General features: G+C 68.2%; 19 protein-coding genes and 1 tRNA gene. 16 read left to right on the top strand and 4 right to left on the bottom strand.

Annotation, left to right across the window (positions count from 1 at the left end; all coding sequences use genetic code 11):
* Positions 1 to 375: 375 nt before the first annotated feature.
* Positions 376 to 1,230 (top strand): endonuclease domain-containing protein, encoded by an 855-nt coding sequence (locus ACSGC5_RS04480; protein ID WP_434969407.1) that lies wholly within the window; start codon positions 376 to 378, stop codon positions 1,228 to 1,230.
* A gap of 109 nt (positions 1,231 to 1,339) precedes the next feature.
* Here the strand turns inward: ACSGC5_RS04480 and ACSGC5_RS04475 are convergent, their stop codons facing one another.
* Both ACSGC5_RS04475 and ACSGC5_RS04470 read right to left on the bottom strand, forming a co-directional pair.
* Positions 1,340 to 1,876 (bottom strand): GNAT family N-acetyltransferase, encoded by a 537-nt coding sequence (locus ACSGC5_RS04475; protein ID WP_434969406.1) that lies wholly within the window; start codon positions 1,874 to 1,876, stop codon positions 1,340 to 1,342.
* A 2-nt stretch (positions 1,877 to 1,878) separates the two neighbouring features.
* Complete coding sequence (locus ACSGC5_RS04470; RefSeq protein WP_434969405.1) at positions 1,879 to 3,546, bottom strand: ABC-F family ATP-binding cassette domain-containing protein; 1,668 nt, start codon at positions 3,544 to 3,546, stop codon at positions 1,879 to 1,881.
* A gap of 588 nt (positions 3,547 to 4,134) precedes the next feature.
* On the opposite strand from ACSGC5_RS04470, the gene ileS reads away from it, so the two are divergent.
* The 4 genes from ileS to ndk are packed head-to-tail and all read left to right on the top strand — an operon-like array spanning position 4,135 to position 9,717.
* Complete coding sequence (gene ileS / locus ACSGC5_RS04465; RefSeq protein WP_434969404.1) at positions 4,135 to 7,536, top strand: isoleucine--tRNA ligase; 3,402 nt, start codon at positions 4,135 to 4,137, stop codon at positions 7,534 to 7,536.
* On the top strand, positions 7,533 to 8,885 hold the full coding sequence (locus ACSGC5_RS04460; RefSeq protein WP_434969403.1) for a bifunctional folylpolyglutamate synthase/dihydrofolate synthase: 1,353 nt from the start codon (positions 7,533 to 7,535) through the stop codon (positions 8,883 to 8,885). Before ileS ends, ACSGC5_RS04460 begins: the two co-directional genes overlap by 4 nt.
* Entirely contained in the window at positions 8,882 to 9,298 is a 417-nt protein-coding gene (locus ACSGC5_RS04455) for a DUF4233 domain-containing protein (protein ID WP_434969402.1), read from the top strand. Before ACSGC5_RS04460 ends, ACSGC5_RS04455 begins: the two co-directional genes overlap by 4 nt.
* Positions 9,299 to 9,300: 2 nt before the next feature.
* Entirely contained in the window at positions 9,301 to 9,717 is a 417-nt protein-coding gene (gene ndk, locus ACSGC5_RS04450; protein ID WP_434969401.1) for a nucleoside-diphosphate kinase, read from the top strand.
* Positions 9,718 to 9,788: 71 nt separating this feature from the next.
* Here the strand turns inward: ndk and ACSGC5_RS04445 are convergent, their stop codons facing one another.
* Positions 9,789 to 10,397, bottom strand: coding sequence for a vitamin K epoxide reductase family protein (locus ACSGC5_RS04445; protein WP_434969400.1), 609 nt, complete (start codon positions 10,395 to 10,397; stop codon positions 9,789 to 9,791).
* Between the two features lie 324 nt (positions 10,398 to 10,721).
* On the opposite strand from ACSGC5_RS04445, the gene ACSGC5_RS04440 reads away from it, so the two are divergent.
* Complete coding sequence (locus ACSGC5_RS04440) at positions 10,722 to 13,160, top strand: Rne/Rng family ribonuclease (RefSeq protein WP_434969399.1); 2,439 nt, start codon at positions 10,722 to 10,724, stop codon at positions 13,158 to 13,160.
* Positions 13,161 to 13,164: 4 nt separating this feature from the next.
* On the opposite strand, the gene ACSGC5_RS04435 is transcribed toward ACSGC5_RS04440, so the two are convergent.
* Positions 13,165 to 13,446: a DUF4031 domain-containing protein gene (locus tag ACSGC5_RS04435; protein WP_434969398.1), complete on the bottom strand. Its 282-nt coding sequence runs from the start codon at positions 13,444 to 13,446 to the stop codon at positions 13,165 to 13,167.
* Positions 13,447 to 13,664: 218 nt separating this feature from the next.
* Here ACSGC5_RS04435 and rplU point away from each other — a divergent pair, with 218 nt between their 5' ends.
* From rplU to ACSGC5_RS04385, 10 genes are all read left to right on the top strand, one after another.
* Positions 13,665 to 13,973 (top strand): 50S ribosomal protein L21, encoded by a 309-nt coding sequence (gene rplU, locus ACSGC5_RS04430; protein WP_434969397.1) that lies wholly within the window; start codon positions 13,665 to 13,667, stop codon positions 13,971 to 13,973.
* Positions 13,974 to 13,994: 21 nt separating this feature from the next.
* Entirely contained in the window at positions 13,995 to 14,252 is a 258-nt protein-coding gene (gene rpmA, locus ACSGC5_RS04425; RefSeq protein WP_228178968.1) for a 50S ribosomal protein L27, read from the top strand.
* 95 nt (positions 14,253 to 14,347) lie between these two features.
* Entirely contained in the window at positions 14,348 to 15,856 is a 1,509-nt protein-coding gene (gene obgE / locus ACSGC5_RS04420; protein ID WP_434969396.1) for a GTPase ObgE, read from the top strand.
* On the top strand, positions 15,853 to 16,680 hold the full coding sequence (gene proB, locus ACSGC5_RS04415) for a glutamate 5-kinase (protein ID WP_434969395.1): 828 nt from the start codon (positions 15,853 to 15,855) through the stop codon (positions 16,678 to 16,680). Before obgE ends, proB begins: the two co-directional genes overlap by 4 nt.
* Before the next feature lie 10 nt (positions 16,681 to 16,690).
* A complete protein-coding gene (locus ACSGC5_RS04410; protein ID WP_434969394.1) occupies positions 16,691 to 17,971 on the top strand; it encodes a glutamate-5-semialdehyde dehydrogenase in 1,281 nt (426 codons plus the stop codon).
* 51 nt (positions 17,972 to 18,022) lie between these two features.
* Complete coding sequence (locus ACSGC5_RS04405) at positions 18,023 to 18,247, top strand: hypothetical protein (RefSeq protein WP_434969417.1); 225 nt, start codon at positions 18,023 to 18,025, stop codon at positions 18,245 to 18,247.
* A 7-nt stretch (positions 18,248 to 18,254) separates the two neighbouring features.
* Positions 18,255 to 18,851 (top strand): nicotinate-nucleotide adenylyltransferase, encoded by a 597-nt coding sequence (gene nadD / locus ACSGC5_RS04400; protein ID WP_434969393.1) that lies wholly within the window; start codon positions 18,255 to 18,257, stop codon positions 18,849 to 18,851.
* On the top strand, positions 18,848 to 19,837 hold the full coding sequence (locus ACSGC5_RS04395; protein WP_434969392.1) for a hypothetical protein: 990 nt from the start codon (positions 18,848 to 18,850) through the stop codon (positions 19,835 to 19,837). The genes nadD and ACSGC5_RS04395 overlap by 4 nt, the downstream gene beginning before the upstream one ends.
* A 46-nt stretch (positions 19,838 to 19,883) precedes the next feature.
* Positions 19,884 to 20,261 (top strand): ribosome silencing factor, encoded by a 378-nt coding sequence (gene rsfS / locus ACSGC5_RS04390; protein ID WP_434969391.1) that lies wholly within the window; start codon positions 19,884 to 19,886, stop codon positions 20,259 to 20,261.
* A 74-nt stretch (positions 20,262 to 20,335) separates the two neighbouring features.
* Positions 20,336 to 20,411: transfer RNA gene (locus ACSGC5_RS04385), tRNA-Ala, on the top strand.
* Positions 20,412 to 20,438 lie beyond the last annotated feature (27 nt).

Below are 20,438 nucleotides of genomic sequence, written 5' to 3'. Positions count from 1 at the left end.
CCAGGGACGTCACCGCTCGCGCAACGACGGGCATCCGCACGACGACGGATGGCTTGCGCGCATCGGGCTGTTGTTGTGCAGATCTCCGCGCGGTTGGGCGGACGGTGGGCATCCGCACCCAGCGCGACAGTGCCGTTGTTTCCTCGGCGCGTCTCCGCTTGCCGCCGCGCAGTGACGAGCATCCGCACAATGACGGATGGTTTGACCGTATCGGGCTGTTGTTGTGCAGATCTCCGTGCGAGGGCGGGGCCCGGGTTCGCGATAGCCGGGGGACGGCGGGGCGGATGTCTCCTCCCCAGGCTCTGATGGAGGCGAGTTGTGCGGCGTGGGGCGGTCGGGATGCCGTGCGGACCGTCGCGACCGGAGCCTGGAGGGGTGGCCACTACTGATCCGCTTCTTGCGCTCGCGCGTACGGTGACGGATGCCGGGGGAGTGGCGCGGTGCACCACGCTCGTCGAGCGCGGACACAGCCGCTACCGCATCGACCGGGCGATCGCGGCTGGGTGGCTGGTGCGTGTGCGCCGCAATTGGGTCGCGTTGGCGGATGCGGATGCGGAACTGGTCGATGCCTCACGTCGCGGCGTGGTGCTCACGTGCGTCACGCTCGCGCGTCGGCGCGGGCTCTGGGTGCCATCCGACGAGGAGGTTGCGCACGTGGCGGCACGGGCGGACTCCTCTGCGTATGACACGAGGGGCGTCGTCGTCCATTGGCGTCGCCCCGTCGTGCCGCGGCATCCGGATGCCCTCGAGGACTCGATCGAAAACGCGCTCGTGCTCGCTGCGACGTGCATGGCTCGTGAATCGGCGCTGGCGATCTGGGAGTCCGCGCTTCGGCAAGGCCTCGTTTCCCGAGAGGGGCTCAGCCGCCTCCACCTTCCGCCCGCCGCCCGCGCCCTGTTGACGAGCGCGGTGGGCTGGTCGGACTCGGGTCTGGAGACCCTGTTTCGTGACCGACTGCGGTGGCTCGGCATCCGTATTCTGCCGCAGGCATGGATCTGTGGGCACCGGGTCGATTTCCTGATCGGCGAGCGGCTGGTGATTCAGATCGACGGTGGGACGCACGTCGGTGCGCAGCGAACGAGCGACATCGCGCACGACGCCGAGCTCGTACTGCGCGGCTACCACGTGTTGCGGTTCTCTTATGCGCACATCATGCACGACTGGCCGCACGTGCAGGACACGATCATGCGCGCCGTTGCGCAGGGCCTGCACCTCGCACAACGCCCGTGATCTGCACGACGACCCCCCGCCGCGCCGCATCCGTCGGTTGTTGCGCGGATCACGGTTGTTGTGCGGCGCCGCCGGTGGCGACTTCGGGGGCGGATGCCTAGGGCTCGGGTTATGCCACGGATGCCGCGGGCCAGCCCGCCCTGTCGACAGCGAATGCCAGATGCGGCATATCAATGCCCCGGTAGCGGACGACGAAACGCTCGCGCACGGTCATCCCCAGTCGGATGGCGACGTTCATAGACCGGAGGTTCGTGTCGCGCACCCGCGCATAGACGCTGTCGGTGTCCAGGTGTGCGAACGCCCAGTCCACGCAGGCGCGGGCCGCCTCCGTCGCATACCCGTGTCCCCAGTGGCCTCGCGCGAGGTGGTACCCGACTTCGATGACGGTCCTATCTCCCACGGGCTGGGTCGTGATCCCGCAGTCACCGATCAGTTCTTCGGTATCCGCGCGCAGGAGTGCCCACAGGCCGTACCCCTCCGTCGCGTAGCGGTGCCGCTGCTTCGCGATCCACTCGTTCGTCTCCTCGAGCGAGAAGCCGTGCTCGTAGGCGGCCATCGCGATCGGGTCGCCGAGCGCCACGTGCAGGGCGGGGGCGTCGGATGCCTCCAGTTCGCGCATCCGCAGCCGCGGCGTGACCAGGTCCACGGTCAGGCCTCGGTCACTATGCCGGCCTCGACATGCCAGTGACGGGTGAGGCGCACCGTGTCGAGCATCCGGCGATCGTGGGTGACCAGCAGCAGGGTGCCGTCGTAGCTGTCGAGCGCCTGTTCGAGCTGCTCGATCGCGACGAGGTCGAGGTGGTTGGTCGGTTCGTCGAGCACGAGGACGTTCACGCCCCGGGCCTGTAACAGCGCCAGCCCGGCGCGGGTGCGCTCCCCGGGAGAAAGCTCATCGACGGCGCGACCGACGTGGTCGGCCTTGAGGCCGAACTTCGCGAGCAGGGTGCGCACGTCAGCGGCGGTCCATTCCGGCACCTGCGCTTCGAACGCCGTAGCCAGGTCCCGGCTGCCGGCGAGAGTCCTCCGCGCCTGATCGATCTCACCGATCGCGACGCTCGCGCCGAGACTCGCGCTCCCGGCATCCGGCTGCACGCGCCCCAGCAGCAGGCGCAGCAGCGTCGACTTGCCCGCGCCGTTGGGTCCCGTGATCCCGATCCGGTCGCCCGCGTCGATCTGCACCGATACCGGACCGAGCGTGAAGTCGCCCTGCCGCACCACGGCGGCGGATGCCGTCGAGACGACCGAGCTCGACCGCGGCGCCTGCCCGATCGTGAACTGCAGCTGCCACTCCTTGCGCGGCTCCTCGACCTCGACGAGGCGCGCGATCCGGCTCTCCATCTGCCGTACCTTCTGCGCCTGCTTCTCGCTGGACTCCGTCGAGGCCTTCCGCCGAATCTTGTCGTTGTCGGGCGCCTTGCGCATCGCATTGCGCACGCCCTGACTCGACCACTCCCGCTGGGTGCGCGCGCGGCTGACGAGGTCCGCCTTCTTCTCGGCGAACTCCTCGTACTCTTCCCGCGCGTGGCGCCGCACGGTCGCGCGCTCCTCGAGGAACGCGTCGTACCCGCCGCCGTAGACGCGGTTGGTGCCCTGCGCGAGGTCCAGCTCGACGACGCGCGTCACGATCGCCGAGAGGAACTCCCGGTCGTGGCTGACGAGGACGACCGCGCCGCGATATCCGCGCAGAAACCCCTCGAGCCGGGCCAGCCCGTCGAGGTCGAGATCGTTGGTGGGCTCGTCGAGCAGCACGACATCGAAGCGCGAGAGCAGCAGGGCAGCGAGCGCGACGCGCGCGGCCTGCCCTCCCGAAAGCGCGGTCATCGGCACGTCGATCGACAGCTCGAGTCCGAGTTCGGCGAGCGTGGCGGGGAGGCGCTCGTCGAGATCGGCCGCTCCGCTCGCAAGCCACCGTTCGAGCGCCGCCGCATACACGTCGCCGGGGTCCGCGGCGGGACCGGCATCCGAGGATTGGGCATCCGTGGAGCCGGCGAGCGCGGCGGCTGCCGCATCCATCTCCCGCGTCGCCTGGGCCGCGCCCGTGCGCCGCCCGACGTAGTCCGCGACCGTCTCGCCGGGGATCCGCTCGTGCTCCTGTGGCAGCCATCCGATGAACGCGTCGGCCGGCGTGCGGATGACGTTGCCCTCGAGCGGCTCGTCGATCCCGGCCAGGATGCGCAGCAGCGTCGACTTTCCCGCGCCGTTGGCGCCGACGACCCCGACGACATCGCCCGGCGCGACGACAAGGTCGAGCGCGCTGAAGAGCACGCGATGGTCGTGTCCGCCCGCGAGCTGCTTGGCGACGAGGGTGGCACTCATCCGTCCATTCTCGTCCACGCGGCATCCGTCGCCATCCGGGCGAGCAGCCTACGCACGGCGTCTGCTCTGTGCCGCCGATCTGCACAGGGACCGATGAATGCGCGGCATTCGTGCGTCGGTGTGCGGATGTCCGTGGTTGTACGGGCGGGTGCGCGGATGCCAGGACGTGCAGGTGCGCGGATGCCGGGACGTGCGGGTGCGACACGTTTGCTCGGCGACGGCGATCCGCACAAGGACGGATGAATGGGCGGCATCCGTGCGTCGTTGTGCGGATCTGCGTGGCTGTGCGGGTGGGCGCGGCGGGTGGGGATGGCGGACGCGGGTCGAGGGCGGGGACTGGGGCATGGGCGGGCGCACGGCGGGGCCTGGGCGCGGGTAGAATCGTGCCAGCAGCATCGATCCGGCCATCACCGGGGAGCTCTCGGAAGAACGGTCCCGCGAGGGGCTCAGTAGAACCGAGCGGGGCAGGCCCGTCACAGCCGCAGTGAGAGGGGCCGAACCGGACGCAGACCGGTACGGCACGCAGGGTGGTACCGCGGTCCGCGAGGATCGTCCCGGCAGACGTATCCGTGACCCCTGCGAGAGACCATGACCTACCCCCGCCCCTCGGCCTTCGGGCCCGCCGCCGACGTCTCCCCGAGCCCGCGGTTCCCCGCCATCGAGCGCGAGATCCTCGACTTCTGGCAGCGCGACGACACCTTCCGCGCGTCCATCGAGCAGCGTGAGGGCGCGCCCGAGTGGGTCTTCTACGACGGCCCCCCGTTCGCTAACGGCCTGCCGCACTACGGCCACCTGCTGACCGGCTACGCCAAGGACCTGTTCCCGCGGTTCCAGACGATGCGCGGCAAGAAGGTCGACCGGGTGTTCGGCTGGGACACGCACGGCCTGCCCGCCGAGCTCGAGGCGATGAAGCAGCTCGGCATCACGGAGAAGGCCGAGATCGAGCAGATGGGGATCGCCGCCTTCAACGCGAAGGCCCGGGAGTCGGTCCTCACCTACACGCGCGAGTGGGAGGACTACGTCACCCGCCAGGCGCGCTGGGTCGACTTCGAGCGCGGGTACAAGACCCTCGACACCGGATACATGGAGTCGGTCCTCTGGGCCTTCAAGACCCTCTACGACAAGGGCCTCGCATACGAGGGCTACCGCGTCCTCCCGTACTGCTGGCGTGACGAGACCCCGCTGTCGAGCCACGAGCTGCGCATGGACGACGACGTCTACAAGATGCGCCAGGACCCCTCGGTCACCGTCACCTTCCCCCTCGTGGGCGCGAAGGCCGAGGCGCTCGGGCTCACCGCCGTCCGAGCGCTCGCGTGGACGACGACCCCCTGGACCCTGCCGACGAACCTCGCGCTCGCGGTCGGTCCCGGCATCCGTTACGTCGTCGTGCCCGGCGGCCCGAACGGCGCCGCCGACGTGCACCGAACCCCCGCGGGCGAGGCGGACGACGCGCTCGAGGCGACCGCGCACGAGTACCTACTGGCCGAAGACCTGCTCGCCGGGTACGCGAAGGACCTCGGGTACGAGAGCGCCGAGGATGCCCGGGCGGCGGTCTCGCGCAGCATCCTGGGCGCAGAGCTTGCCGGGGTCGCGTACGACCGCCTGTTCGACTACTACGCGGATGCCGAGACCTGGGGCACCGGACACGCGTGGCAGATCCTCGTCGACGACTACGTCACCACCACCGACGGCACCGGCATCGTCCACCAGGCGCCGGCCTACGGTGAGGACGACCAGCGGGTCGCCGAGGCCGCCGGCATCCCGACGATCCTGTCCCTCGACGAGGGCGGCAGGTTCCTGCCGCAGGTCACGGATGTCGCCGGCGAGCTGTGGATGGATGCCAACCGTCCCCTCATCCGGCTGCTGCGCGAGCGGGGACGGATGCTGCGCGAAGCCAGCTACGAGCACTCCTACCCGCACTGCTGGCGGTGCCGGAACCCCCTGATCTACAAGGCGGTCTCGAGCTGGTTCGTGCGGGTGACCGAGATCAAGGACCGGCTGCTCGAGCTCAACGAGCAGATCACGTGGGCTCCCGAGAACGTCAAGCACGGTCAGTTCGGCAAGTGGCTCGAAGGGGCGCGAGACTGGTCGATCAGCCGCAACAGGTACTGGGGCTCGCCGATCCCGATCTGGAAGAGCGATGACCCCGAATACCCGCGCGTTGACGCGTACGGGTCGCTGGAAGAACTCGAGCGGGACTTCGGCACGCTACCGCGCAACGAGGCGGGCGAGGTCGACCTGCACCGCCCGTACATCGACGATCTCACGAGGCCCAACCCCGACGACCCGACGGGGCGTTCGACGATGCGGCGCATCGAGGACGTCTTCGACGTGTGGTTCGACTCCGGGTCGATGCCCTACGCGCAGGTGCACTACCCCTTCGAGAACCAGGAGTGGTTCGACGAGCACGCCCCAGCCGACTTCATCGTCGAGTACATCGGCCAGACCCGCGGCTGGTTCTACGTCATGCACGTGCTCTCAGGGGCGCTGTTCGACCGGCCGGCCTTCACGGGCGTCTCGTGCCACGGCATTGTGCTGGGCTCCGACGGCCAGAAGATGTCGAAGTCGCTGCGCAACTACCCCGACGTGTCGGAGGTGTTCGATCGCGACGGTTCCGACGCGATGCGGTGGTTCCTCATGTCCAGCTCGGTGCTGCGCGGCGGCAACCTCGTCGTCACCGAAGAGGGCATCCGCGCCGGGGTCCGCGAGTTCCTGCTGCCGTTATGGAACGCGTGGTACTTCTTCGCGACCTACGCCAACGCGGCATCCGGGCCCGACGGCGCCGGATACGAGGCATCCTGGCGCACCGACTCGACCGACGTGCTCGACCGTTACATCCTCGCGCTGCTCGGCGATCTGGTGACCGGGGTGGCGGCCGACCTCGACGTGCTCGACTCCACGAGCGCGGCCGAGAAGCTGCGCGACTTCGCCGAGGCGCTCACCAACTGGTACATCCGGCGCTCCCGCGACCGGTTCTGGCTGGGCGTCACGGACGATCCGGCCAGCCGCGAGGCGTTCGACACCCTCTACACGGTGCTCGAGACGCTCACCCGCGTGGCCGCACCGCTGATCCCGCTGGTTGCCGAGCGCGTCTGGCAGGGGCTCACCGGGGGCCGCAGTGTGCATCTGCAGGACTGGCCGGAAGCGGCATCCTTCGCCCCCGCCGCCGACATCCGCACCGCGATGGATGCCGTCCGCGAGGTCTCGAGCGTTGCCAACGCCCTGCGCAAGAAGGAGGGCAAGCGCGTGCGCCTCCCGCTGCCGCGGCTGACGGTCGCGGTGACGGGTGCCGCGGCCCTGAGCCAGTTCGAGGCGATCCTGCGCGATGAACTCAACGTCAAGAGCGTCGAGCTCGTCGAACTCACCGACGGCCTCGCGGAGTCCTACGGCATCAGCCAGCGGCTCGCGGTCAACGCGCGGGCGGCCGGTCCGCGCCTGGGCAAGCAGGTGCAGCACGTGATCGCCGGCGCGAAGGCAGGCCTGTGGAGCGAGCAGGACGGCGTGGTCGTCGTCGACGGCGTCGCACTGGAGCCCGGCGAGTACGAGCTGACGCTCGAGGCTGGGGGAGTGGCAGAGGGCACCGCGATCGCGCTGCTGGGCGCGGGAGGATTCGTGCTGCTCGACACGACCACGACACCCGAGCTGGAGGCCGAGGGGCTCGCGCGTGATGTCATTCGCGCCGTGCAGGACACCCGCAAGTCGGCAGGTTTCGAGGTCAGCGACCGCATCCGTCTGCGCCTGCTGTTCCAGGACCCGGATGACGGCCGCGCGGTCCAGTCCGCGTTCGAGGCTGCCGACGTGGCGGGGGAGACCCTCGCCGTCGACGCGCGGGTGCTGATCGCGGGCGAGCTCGACCCCGGCGAGGCAGGCGGCGTGAACACGTTCTCGGCCGTTGCCGCGCGCGGGCACGGAGCGAACGTCGCGGCGGGAACCTACGCGAACCGTGGATCGTTCATGGTCGTCGTCGAGCGCGTGGGAGGGGCCGAATGAACGACCGCGAGCGCGCGGACGCCGTGTACGACATCCTGCTGGCCCGCCAGGGCGAGCAGTGGGTGCAGCCGCGCATCGAGCGCACCCAGAAGCTCCTGGACTACCTCGATAACCCCCAGCGCACCTACCGCGTCATCCACGTCACCGGCACCAACGGCAAGACCTCGACCAGCCGCATCATCGAGAGTCTCGTCCGGGCCCACGGGCTGCGGACCGGCCTGTTCACGAGCCCGCACCTGGAGCGGTTCACCGAGCGCATCCTCATCGATGGTGAGCCCGTCGCCGACGAGGATCTCGCGGCCGCGTGGGACGAGATCGCCCCGTTCGTCGACCTCGTGGATGCCGAACTCACCGGAGCCGGCGATGCCGAGCTCACCTTCTTCGAGCTGCTCACCGTCCTGGCCTTCGTCGTATGCGCCGACGCGCCCGTCGATGTCCTGGTCCTCGAGGTCGGCATGGGCGGACTGTGGGACTCGACCAACACCGCCGACGGGGACGTCGCCGTGTTCGCCCCGATCGATCTGGACCATGCCTCGCGCCTGGGCGACACGATTGAGCAGATCGCCACTGTGAAAGCCGGGATCATCAAGCAGGATGCCGCGGTCGTGTCGGCCCGTCAGGCGTCGCCCGCTGAAGCGATCCTGCGCGGGCAGGCCGGGCGGCGCGACGCGTCCTTCGCGATCGAGGGGGAGCAGTTCGCGTTGCAGCGGTCGGCTCTGGCCGTCGGCGGGCAGCTCATCTCGGTGCGCGGACTCGCTGCCGAGTACGCCGATCTCTACCTCCCGCTGTATGGCGCTCACCAGGCATTCAACGCGGCGCTTGCCATCGCCGCGGTCGAGGCGCTCATCGGGGGCGGGCGTCAGCCGATCGCTCCGGACGTGCTGGTAGAGGGGCTTGCGAGCGTCACCTCTCCCGGACGACTCCAGCTCGTGGGCACGAGTCCCACGGTGCTGGTGGATGCCGCGCACAACCCCCACGGAGCCCGTGCGCTCGCGCAGGCGCTGGGCGAAGCGTTCGACTTCGACGAGTGGGGACTCGTGGTGGGTGTGCTGTCCGATAAGGACGCCGACGGGATCATCGCGGAACTCAGCGAGGTGGCGACGGAGATCTTCGTGACGGCGCCGGACTCGGACAGGGCGACGGATGCCGACGCTCTTGCCGATCTGATTGAGGCACGCGGTATGCCGGTGGCGGTTTTCCCGGAGCTCGAGGCGGCTGCGGAGGCGGCGCGGGCCTGGGCTGTGCAGGCACAGCGGCGCGCGGTGATCATCACCGGCTCCGTCGTCCTGGCCGGCGAGGCCATCACCCTCTCGGCCGAGAACGCGTGGAAGGGTGGAGCACAGGCATGACCACTGCAGAGCCGGCATCCGCCCCGCGACCACGCCGACGCCGCGGCGCCCGCGAGTCCCTGGGCTCGGTGGTTCTCGGCTTCGAATCGATCATCGTATTCCTCGGTGGACTCGTCGTGTACGGCCTTCGCGTCCTCCCCGAGGGCATCGAGCCATGGTGGGGAATCGTCGGCGGGTCTGTCCTGGCGCTCCTCATGATCGTCACCTCTGGCCTGTTGCGGCACTCGTGGGCCGTCGTCGTGGGGTGGCTGTTGCAGTTCGTCGTGCTGCTCGGAGGGTTCCTCGTGCCGACGCTGTTCGTTGTCGCACTCATTTTCGGCGGCATGTGGGCGTATGCGACGATCAAGGGGGCGGCTTTGGACGCCCGCAACGCCCGACTCGCGGCACCCCCGGAACCTCAGAACGGAGAATGACGATGTCGACCGAAGAGACCCTCGTCCTGGTCAAGCCCGACGGTGTCGCGAGGGGGCTCACCGGCTCGATCCTCGCCCGCATCGAGGCGAAAGGGTACGCGCTTGTCGACATCCGCCTCGTGGAGCCCGATCGCGATCGGCTTGAGCAGCACTACGCCGAGCACGCCGGAAAGCCCTTCTACGAGCCGCTTCTCGAGTTCATGATGTCGGGCCCCTCTGTGGCCATTCGCCTCGCGGGCAACCGCGTCATCGAGGGCTTCCGCTCCCTCGCAGGCACGACCGACCCCACAACCGCTGCACCAGGAACCATCCGCGGTGACTTCGGTCGCGACTGGGGTCTGGCAGTGCAGCAGAACCTCGTGCACGGCTCCGACAGCCCCGAGTCGGCCGCGCGTGAACTGGAGATCTGGTTCGGCTGAGAACCGCCAAGCGCGGTATGACGCTCACCCACACAGCCGGCACTCTCTGCGCACGACCTCGAGTGCTGAGGTCAAAGACCGAAGATGTTGGTGAGGGCGCGCGTCGGGGCCAGCTGGGCCACGATGATGATGATGCCGTAGCTGACGATCGTGGCCAGCGGTACCCACGTCATGAGCTGGCCTGAGACTCGGAGCAGGCCGGGAGAGCGTCCGAACACGCCCAGCCGCATCACGTGCACCGTCACCGCGTAGAAGGTGGGGATCGTCACGCTCCACGTGACCATGCACCAGGGGCACAGGGTGCCGAGTTCGAACAGGCTCTGGCTGATGAGCCAGATCACGAACCCGAAGGCGAACAGCAGTCCCGCCCAGAAGAGCGTCCAGAACCATCGGGCGAAGCGGGCCCCGGCCAGCAGCGCAGCGCCCACGACGATGGGCGCCATCCACCCGGCCAGACCCAGGATCGGGTTCGGGAACCCGAAAACGCTGCCCTGCCACGACTGAAGGTTGGCCGTGCACTGAACGAGGATGCTGAAGTCGCACGATGCGGTCGCATCCGGGTCTGCAAGCAGATGGAACCGCTCGACCGTCAGCGCGAAGGCGGCGTACCAGCCGATCGCGCCTGCAGCGATGAGCCAGATGGCAAGGCCGACAGGGCGGCGAGTGGGTGCGTCGAGCATGTCTCGATTCTGGCATCCGTCTGCCCGGGAGTTCCCCGTGTGGGGCGGCTCGCACGCCGGCGGAGGAGGCAGCCGCCCTCGACCCCGCCGTCGGTCGTTGCGGAGTGTGCGAGCCGATGGGGTGTTTGCGGTCGGATAGTGCGATAATTGCCGGGACGAGTCCGCGGCCGCGCCGCGGGACATGTCGTCACAGACTTCCGGGCAATGGCTGCCCGTCGCAGCGCGAGCGTCGAGCCCGCTGCACACCGAGTTGATGAGCGACCTGCTGGTCGCGGAGATTTCGTCGGGCCACGCGCGGGGTCGCCCGACAAGGAGTACGCCGACATGGGCGATGAGAACGATGCACAGAACACGATCGACCTGGACGAGACAGGAGCACGAGAGGAGCTGAGTACGCTCCCGCACCTGCCGGAAGGCGAGTCGGCTCCCGTGTCGGACGCCGACGGAGCGAGCGAGACGGATGCGTCCCCCGCCGATCGGGCGGAACCGGCGCCGGTCGCGGCAGAGGCTGGAGCACCGGAGACCGCAGGTGATGCCGAGAGCGCACCTCTGGCCGAAGACAGCGCACCTGTTGCCGAGGACCCGGCGGAATCGGCGCTGGACGCCGACGAGCAGGCCGTGGCCGACACGGAGGAGCAGCCCCCCGCGGACACCGACGAGCAGCCCTCCGCTGACGCCCAAGAAGAGCCCGCCGCCGGCGAGCCCGAGAAGCCGGAGGGGCCGCCGACTGCGGTGAGCCTCGGGTTGCTACCCGAGAACTTCGTCTCCGCGGTCTCGACGGCGCTTGTCTTCTACGCACCAGAGATCGCGCCGCTCCCGGCGCTTCCCGAGGACGAGCAGGACGAACCCGAACAGGGCGGCTCCTCGAGGCGGCGAAACCGTCGTCGCGGCGGGGGAGAGCCTCGCGACGAGAACAGATCGACCGGGTCGCGGCAGCGGCAGGCCGAAGTGATCACCGAGCCTCAGCGCATCAAAGGATCGACTCGGCTCGAAGCCAAGAAGCAGCGCCGCCGGGACGGCCGCGAGGCGGGTCGGCGTCGCACCGTCGTCACCGAGGCGGAGTTCCTCGCTCGCCGTGAGGCCGTGGATCGGGTCATGGTCGTACGTTCCAAGAACGGGCGAGTCCAAATCGGCGTGCTCGAAGACAACGTCCTCGTGGAGCACTACGTCGCTCGTAGTCAAGACGCCTCCCTCATCGGCAACGTCTACCTCGGGCGCGTGCAGAACGTGCTGCCGAGCATGGAGGCAGCCTTCGTGGACATCGGCCGGGGCCGCAACGCGGTGCTCTACTCCGGCGAGGTCGACTGGGATTCGGTCGAGACCGGAAACCAGCCTCGCCGTATCGAACTCGCGCTGAAATCCGGCGACAAGGTGCTCGTCCAGGTCACGAAGGACCCGGTGGGACACAAGGGTGCTCGTCTGACGAGCCAGATCTCGCTCCCGGGTCGCTATCTGGTCTACGTGCCCGGTGGCGCGATGAATGGGATCTCGCGCAAGCTCCCCGATACTGAGCGTGCGCGTCTCAAGAAGATCCTCAAGGAAGTGCTCCCCGAATCGTCGGGAGTGATCGTCCGCACGGCAGCCGAGGGCGCGACAGAAGACCAGCTGACACGCGATGTCCAGCGGCTGACAGCGCAGTGGGAGCACATCAACCGCCAGGTGGAGACCACGGGGGCGCCGGCGCTCCTGCACTCAGAACCCGACCTTCTCGTCAAGATCGTCCGCGACGTGTTCAACGAGGACTTCTCCCGGATGCTGATCCAGGGCGAGGACGCTCTCCACACGATCTCGCGGTACCTCGAGGGCGTTGCTCCTGACCTGCTGGAGCGTGTGTCGGCCTACGAGGGTGAGAACGATCCGTTCGACGAGTTCCGGATCACGGAGCAGATCGAGAAGGCGCTCGACCGCAAGGTCTGGCTGCCGTCGGGGGGCTCGCTCGTCATCGACCGGACCGAGGCGATGACCGTCATCGACGTCAACACCGGAAAATTCGTGGGATCCGGCGGAAACCTCGAAGAGACCGTCACCAAGAACAACCTCGAAGCGGCCGAGGAGATCGTCCGTCAGCTCCGCCTGCGCGACATCGGCGGCATCATCGTCGTCGACTTCATCGACATGGTCCTCGAGTCCAACCGTGATCTCGTGCTGCGACGACTGGTTGAGTGTCTCAGCCGAGACCGCACGAAGCACCAGGTCGCCGAGGTCACCTCTCTCGGCTTGGTGCAGATGACCCGCAAGAAGCTCGGCCTCGGTCTCCTGGAGACCTTCAGTGAGCCCTGCGAGGTGTGCGCCGGTCGGGGGATCATCGTGCATCACGACCCCGTCGTGAAGCACCGGGCTTCGTCGGGAGGAAACGGCTCTCAGCGCCGGTCCCGGGGATCTGCGGGCACCGGCTCGACGTCGTCGTCGGCGGGCGGGAACGGAACACACGTCATCACTGAGGGTGTGAAATCGGCGCTGGCGCAGATCGCGGCATCCACGATTCACGCGCCGGTCGATGCTGCCGCCGTGGAGGAGGCTGTTGTCGCCGTCGTCGAGGAGGCGAGCGAACCGGCGCCGGAGAAGCCCAAGCGTCGCAAGAAGAAGGCGGAGGCCGCCGAGAAGCCGAAGTCCGAGAAGGAACTGCTTCTGGATTCGGTGCTCAACGCCCTTCCTGAGCCCAAGGCTCCGGGTCAGGGGCGCGGCCGGCGGCGCGTGACGACGGCCGCGCTGACCGGAACCCCGGTCTCGGCGACGCCGACGACGTCTGACGACGAGTCCTGACCGGTTAGGGCTGTCGGTCGCCGCGTCGCTCTCGAGCCGTCACACGCAAGCCGGAGGAGATGAGCGCACGCACGAGCGTGTGGCCGTCCACGGGTCGCGCTCCGGCGGCAACCAGCCGGGCGTGGGCCTCCGCGGGAACGTCGTAGTGGTCGCGATCGAAGCCGCGTCGCGGGATATCATTCACGGCGGCGAACTCGTGCAGTTCGGCGATGTCGCTATCGCTGATCAGGTGCGACCAGAGACGCCCGTGCGCCGGCCAGCGCGGATCGTCGATGAGAATCGCCACGCGCCGATTTTAGGTGGTCCCGACGGCGGGGATCGCGGCGCGCCAGACCGCTTTGCGAGGACGGTGTCGAATCGGGTAAAGTATTCCTTTGGTGCGTCGTGTGCCGCGTTCCGGACGGCGGCACGTCAGGGCCTCGGTTCCGCACCGCAGTGGACATCCCCACGGATGGCCCCTCAGACAGACCGGAGCGCTGTGCTCCCAGAAGAAACAGGTGTGAAGTGGTTTACGCAGTAGTGCGCGCCGGTGGCCGTCAGGAAAAGGTCTCGGTCGGCTCGATCGTCGTCCTCGACCGTCTCGCTGCCCAGATCGGCGACAAGGTCGAGCTTCCGGCCGTGCTGCTCGTGGACGGCGACACCGTCACGACCGACGCTGCGAAGCTCTCCAAGGTCAGCGTGACGGCCGAGGTCCTCGGCGAGGAGCGCGGGCCGAAGATCGTCATCCAGAAGTTCAAGAACAAGACCGGCTACAAGAAGCGTGAGGGGCACCGCCAGGACCTCACGCGCGTCAAGGTCACCGGCATCAAGTAAGACCCAGGAAGAGGCGCAGCAATGGCACACAAGAAGGGCGCAAGCTCTACCCGTAACGGTCGTGACTCCAACGCACAGCGACTGGGCGTCAAGCGATTCGGCGGCCAGGTCGTGAACGCGGGCGAGATCCTCGTCCGTCAGCGCGGCACCCACTTCCACCCCGGCGCCAACGTCGGCCGCGGTGGCGACGACACGCTGTTCGCGCTCTCCGCCGGTGCGGTCGAGTTCGGCACCAAGGGCGGCCGCAAGGTCGTGAACGTGGTGGCCGCCGCGGAGTGATCTGCAGCTGATATCAGTTTTCGGAAGGGGCGGGCTTCGGCTCGCCCCTTCCCGTCATCCGGCTCATCCCCGTACCCGAAGTCAGGAGATCACGCATGGTCACCTTTGTGGACCGCGTCACCCTGCATCTGCGCGCGGGTAAGGGCGGCAACGGATGCGTCTCGGTGCGCCGCGAGAAGTTCAAGCCCCTCGCCGGTCCCGACGGCGGCAATGGTGGGCACGGGGGCGACATCGTCCTCGTCGCCGATCCCCAAGTCACGACGCTGCTGTCGTACCATCACTCGCCCCACCGTTCCGGCGGGAACGGGGGGTTCGGCATGGGCGACAATCGGTCAGGCGCCGCCGGGGAGTCGGTGGAGCTGCCGGTTCCCCTCGGCACCGTCGTGAAGGACACCTCGGGGGAGGTGCTGGTCGATCTGATCGAGCCGGGCATGCGCTACGTCGTCGCCCCGGGGGGTCTGGGTGGTCTGGGAAACGCCGCGCTCGCCTCGCCCAAGCGCAAGGCTCCTGGCTTCGCGCTGCTGGGCACACCCGGCTGGGAGGGCGACGTCGTCCTCGAACTGAAGACTGTCGCCGATGTCGCGCTCGTCGGTTACCCGTCCGCGGGCAAGTCCAGCCTGATCGCCGCGATCTCGGCGGCTCGACCCAAGATCGCGGACTACCCTTTCACGACGCTCCACCCGAACCTGGGTGTGGTCGAGGCCGGTGATGTGCGGTTCACCGTCGCGGACGTTCCTGGACTGATCGAGGGCGCCAGCAGCGGCCGCGGGCTCGGTCTCGAGTTCCTCCGACACGTGGAACGCTGCACCGCTCTCGTTCACGTGCTGGACTGTGCGACGCTTGATCCCGGGAGGGATCCGATCAGCGATCTCGACGTCATCCTCGCCGAACTGGCGGCGTACCCCGTTCCTGACGGGCAGCGTCCGCTGCTCGAGCGTCCGCAGGTGATCGCACTGAACAAAGTCGACGTGCCGGAGGCGAAGGACCTTGCGGATCTGGTGCGTCCCGAACTCGAGTCCCGCGGGTTCCGCGTCTTCGAGATTTCCACAGTGAGTCGTTCCGGCTTGCGCGAGCTGAGTTTCGCTCTCGCGTCGATCGTCGCCGAGCATCGCGCAGCCGAAGCGGATGCGCCGCGCCCCGAACGCGTCATCATCCGTCCGCGCGGTGCCGAGCAGGACTTCTCCGTGCGTGTCGAAGGGGGAACCTACGGTCCCGTGTACCGGATCCTCGGCGCGAAGCCAGTCCGGTGGGTGCAGCAGACCGACTTCCAGAATGATGAAGCAGTCGGGTATCTGGCGGATCGGCTCGAGAAGCTCGGCGTCGAGGATGAGCTGTACCGTCTCGGAGCTACTCCGGGCGCCACGGTTGTCATCGGCGAGGAGGACGGCGTCGTGTTCGACTGGCAGCCCTCGCTCAGTTCGGTATCGGAGTTGATGACGGCGCCGCGTGGCACAGATCCGCGCCTGGACCAGAACGCCCGCCGCACGACGGCGCAGCGCCGCGAGCAGTACCACGAGCGGATGGATGCGAAGGCCGAGGCCCGGGAGGAGCTCGAGGCAGAGCGCATCGCTGCGAGGAATGATCGGGAGGACGACGAGCAGTGACTGTGACCGAGCGTGAGGGCCTCCGCGCCTGCCGGCGCCTTGTCGTGAAGGTCGGTTCGTCGTCCATCAGCGGGGAACACGCGTGGCGCATCGACGCGATCGTCGCCGCCATCGCCGCGGCGCACGGTCGAGGCACCGAGGTCGTTCTCGTCTCCTCGGGGGCGATAGCCACCGCGCTCCCGCTACTGAATCTGGAGGGGCGACCCGACGACCTCGCGACGCAGCAGGCATCGGCAGCGGTCGGGCAGAACGTCCTCATGTGGCGATATCAGACCAGCCTGGATCGGTTCGGCATCCTGGCGGGGCAGGTTCTGCTGACAGCCGGTGATCTCGAGAATGCGACGCACAGGTCGAACGCGCGGCGAGCGATGGAGCGACTTCTGGGGTTACGGATCCTGCCGATCGTGAACGAGAACGACACCGTCGCGACGCACGAGATCCGCTTTGGCGACAACGACAGGCTCGCCGCCTTGGTGGCGCAGCTCGTGGGAGCCGATGCTCTCGTCCTGCTCAGCGACATCGAAGCCCTCTACACGCGGCCGCCGGGGGAGCCGGGTGCAATGCCGATCGATCGCGTCGAACCGGGCGATGACCTCCACGGCTTTCAGTTCGGCTCGGTGGTCGTCAACAGCGTGGGCACCGGCGGCGCTGCGACGAAGGTCTCGGCGGCACGGCTTGCGGCGGCGGCGGGTGTGGGCGTCCTGGTGACCAGCGCCGATCGGGTCGACGACGCGTTGCTGGGCGAACGGATCGGCACGTGGTTCGCTCCACACCCCGATCCGGTGCCCTCCGCTTTGACAGGTCCCATCAGCGTCGATCGGTAGGCTGGCGTCCATGGCAACGACCCTTGTTTCGCCCACGGATGCCGTCACGGGCGCGCGCGAGCGCATGGCGCTGGCCAAGCGTGCCGCGCGGACGCTCGGCCTTCTCTCGTCGGAGCGCAAGAGCGAGATGCTGCGCGCCGTCGCCGCTCGGCTCGAGGCCGATTCCGAGGCAATCGTCGCCGCCAATGCGGGAGATCTCGAGCGCGGAAGGGAGTCCGGGCTCTCGGCCGCACTCCAGGATCGACTCCGGCTGGACCCGTCGCGTGTGGCGGCGCTTGCCGACGCAGTGCGAGATGTGGCCGAGCTTCCTGACCCCGTCGGGCGTGTCATCGAACAGCGGCGGCTCGAGAACGGCCTGTCTCTGACGAAGGTGGCTGTGCCGTTCGGGGTCGTCGGTTCGATTTATGAAGCGCGCCCGAACGTGACCGTCGATATCGCTGCCCTCGCGCTTCGGTCAGGCAATGCGGTCGTCCTGCGCGGGGGCTCAGCCGCTGAGCAGAGCAACCGAGCGCTGATCTCGAGCATGCGGGCGGCGCTGGAGAGCGTCGGGGTGGATCCCGACGCCATTCAGACCGTCGACGATTTCGGGCGTGAGGGTGCGCGAGCGATGATGCAGGCGCGCGGGTTGATCGACGTGCTCGTGCCCCGCGGGAGCGCGCAACTCATCGAGACAGTCGTGACCGAGTCGACCGTCCCCGTCATTGAAACCGGTGCCGGCATCGTGCATATCGTGCTCGATGAGAGCGCGCGAGCGGACTGGGCCATCGACATTGTTGTCAACGCGAAGGTGCAACGCCCGAGCGTGTGCAACGCCGTCGAGACGATACTGGTGCATCGTGGCGCAGCCGATCGCCTCATCCCCGCCCTCGTCTCCTCCCTGCGCGCGGCGGGCGTGACTGTTCACGGCGATGCAGAGGTCTCGGCTCGGGCGGAGGGGGTCGTGCCCGCGACACCCCAGGACTGGGCGACCGAGTACTTGAGCCTGGACATCGCGATCCGTGTCGTCGACGATCTCGATGACGCGATCGAGCACATCCGCACCTACTCGTCGCAGCACACGGAATCGATCATCACGGAGGACGCGGCAGCTGCGGAGAGGTTCCTCGCGGAAGTGGATTCCGCGGTCGTGATGGTCAACTCGTCGACGCGGTTCACGGACGGCGGTGAATTCGGATTCGGGGCCGAAGTCGGTATCTCGACGCAGAAGCTGCACGCGCGGGGGCCCATGGGTCTGCCTGAACTCACGAGCACGAAGTGGCTGGTGCGCGGTGCGGGTCAGGTCCGCGGCTGACAGCTAAGCTGGATGAGCGCACTTGTCGCCGCAGCCACGAACGGAGTTCCTATGACCCTCGTCTCGCTTCTCACCTTCGCCGCAGAAGAGTCGGAGCACCACGGCAACGTGGCATTGGAGACCGTCATCTTCGGGATCATCGCGCTTGCCGTCTTCGGGCTCCTGGCACTGGTGACAGCGTCGTACCGTAACGTTGCCAACCGTCACGCGCACAAGGCGGAGGCGTACGCCAAGACGCACGCGGCTGAGCTGCAGCGATCGGGGCACGGCCACTAGGCATCCGATGTCGGCAGCACGCGCACGCCGCATCGGGGTGATGGGTGGAACCTTCGATCCCATCCACCACGGACACCTGGTCGCGGCAAGCGAGGTTGCCGATTCATTCGGACTCGACGAGGTCGTGTTCGTCCCGACTGGTCAACCCTGGCAGAAGCAAGAGGTCACCGAATCCGAGCACCGCTATCTCATGACGGTGATCGCGACGGCATCGAACCCGAGTTTCTCGGTGAGCCGCGTCGACATCGATCGAGACGGTCCGACGTACACGATCGACACGCTGCGGGATCTGCAACGTCTCAATCCTGGCGCCGACTTGTACTTCATCACGGGCGCTGACGCGATCGCACAGATCCTGAGTTGGAGAAACCATGATGAACTGTGGGAGTTGGCGCATTTTGTCGCGGTCTCCCGCCCGGGCCATGTTCTGAACACCGACGGATTGCCCGTCGAGGATGTGAGCCAGTTGGAGATCCCCGCACTGGCGATCTCGTCGACGGACTGTCGCGACCGGGTTCGTGGGGGACACCCCGTGTGGTACCTGGTCCCTGACGGAGTCGTCCAATACATTGCGAAGCACCATCTGTATCGGAGCAACGAATGACCAATGAGCAGCAACCGAACCAGCCGTTGACACGTCGGCAGCTTCGGGAGCTCCGTAGCACGGGCGCGACGCCGATTCTGACGCCAGAAGGCACGCCCGTCATGCCCGCCGCACCCGCGCCGGAGTCGGACGCGGCAGCACCGGGCGCCGGTGGACCGACGGATGCCGCAGATTCACCGCATATCCCGGAACCTGCCGACGGCGCGACCGAACAGGAGCCCTCCGCAGCGACCGCTCCGGAGCCTGAGGTCGCTCCCGAGGGTCCCGCCGCTGCGGCACCGCATGCGACATCGCCCGAGTCGACCGTGTCAGTCGGCGACTCTGCTCCGCTGACCCGTCGGCGCGCGCGAGAGCGCACGGGAAACACGGATGCGGTTGCTGTCAGCGAGCGCGACGGGGACCACCGAGCGCCGTTCGTCTCGGCACCGCCGGAGGAGCATCCGATCTCGCAAGCGGCGGCAGGCCTGGCTGTGGAGGATTCCACCGAGCGCGGAACGGTCAGTCCGCAGCTCGGTGCAGCGCTGCTGGCCGGCATCGCGACCGAGCCCGACCCGCGGCCCAGCTTCGATCAGCTGATCGCCCGCCCGAGCGCCGGATCCACCGGCACGGGCAGTTCTCTCATCGTGACCGACTCGCCGCCCCAAGGCATCACGGCGCCGGTCAACGCGACAGGAGAGGTGCTCGTGACCGGCAGTTTGGCGTTGCCGGACCTCTTCGCGACGACCGGGCAGATGCCGGGCGCCTCCGAAGGACTCGACATCGACGCGACCTTCGCCGACGGTGAGCTGCCGCAACACTCGTCACCGACGCCCATCGCCGCGAGCGCCGCGATCAGCACCGTCAAGACCACGGCGGAGATCATCAAGCCGCCCGCGCCCGAGAAGGGCTCGAGGCTCATGCTCGCGTTGGCCATCACCGCGGGAGTGTTGGCTCTCGCGCTCGTCGGGGTGCTTATCCTCGCCTTCGCGACGGGGGTCTTCTCATGACGCGTCGTCCGGTGAGCTGCTGCGTCGTCAATGAAGGCCTGAGCGCGTGACGGCTTCAGGCGAATCGAGGCACATGCTCGCGGTGGCGGCGGCTGCCGCGGAGGCCATCGGCGGCGAGGACCTCGTTGCGCTGGACGTGTCCGACCCGCTGCCGCTCGTCGACATCTTCTTGCTGGTGACCGGACGCAGCGAGCGAAACGTCGCCGCAATCGCCGACGAGGTGGAGGAGAAGCTTCTCGAAGCCGGCTACAAGCGCCTCCGGCGTGAGGGGCGTCAGGAGTCCCGCTGGATCCTGCTTGACTTCGGTGACCTGGTCGTCCACGTGTTTCACGAGCAGGAGCGTGCTTTCTACGGGCTGGAACGCCTGTGGAAGGACTGCCCCGTCGTTCCCATCGACCGGACGACCCAGACCATTGCCGAGTGAGCGGATGCTGCCTCGGTTCGGCAGCCGTCCGCCGATGTAGTAATCTGTTCTAGTTGCCTCTCGGGGCAGCATCCGGGCCTGTGGCGCAGCTGGTAGCGCACCTGCATGGCATGCAGGGGGTCAGGGGTTCGAGTCCCCTCAGGTCCACCATGTGATGAGTCGCGACAGACATGTCAT

This window comes from Microbacterium sp. bgisy207 (assembly GCF_965345035.1).
In the GTDB taxonomy this organism is placed as follows: domain Bacteria; phylum Actinomycetota; class Actinomycetes; order Actinomycetales; family Microbacteriaceae; genus Microbacterium.
The sequence above is the reverse complement of the archived record's forward strand: the minus strand, read 5'-3'. Positions and strand labels throughout refer to the sequence as shown.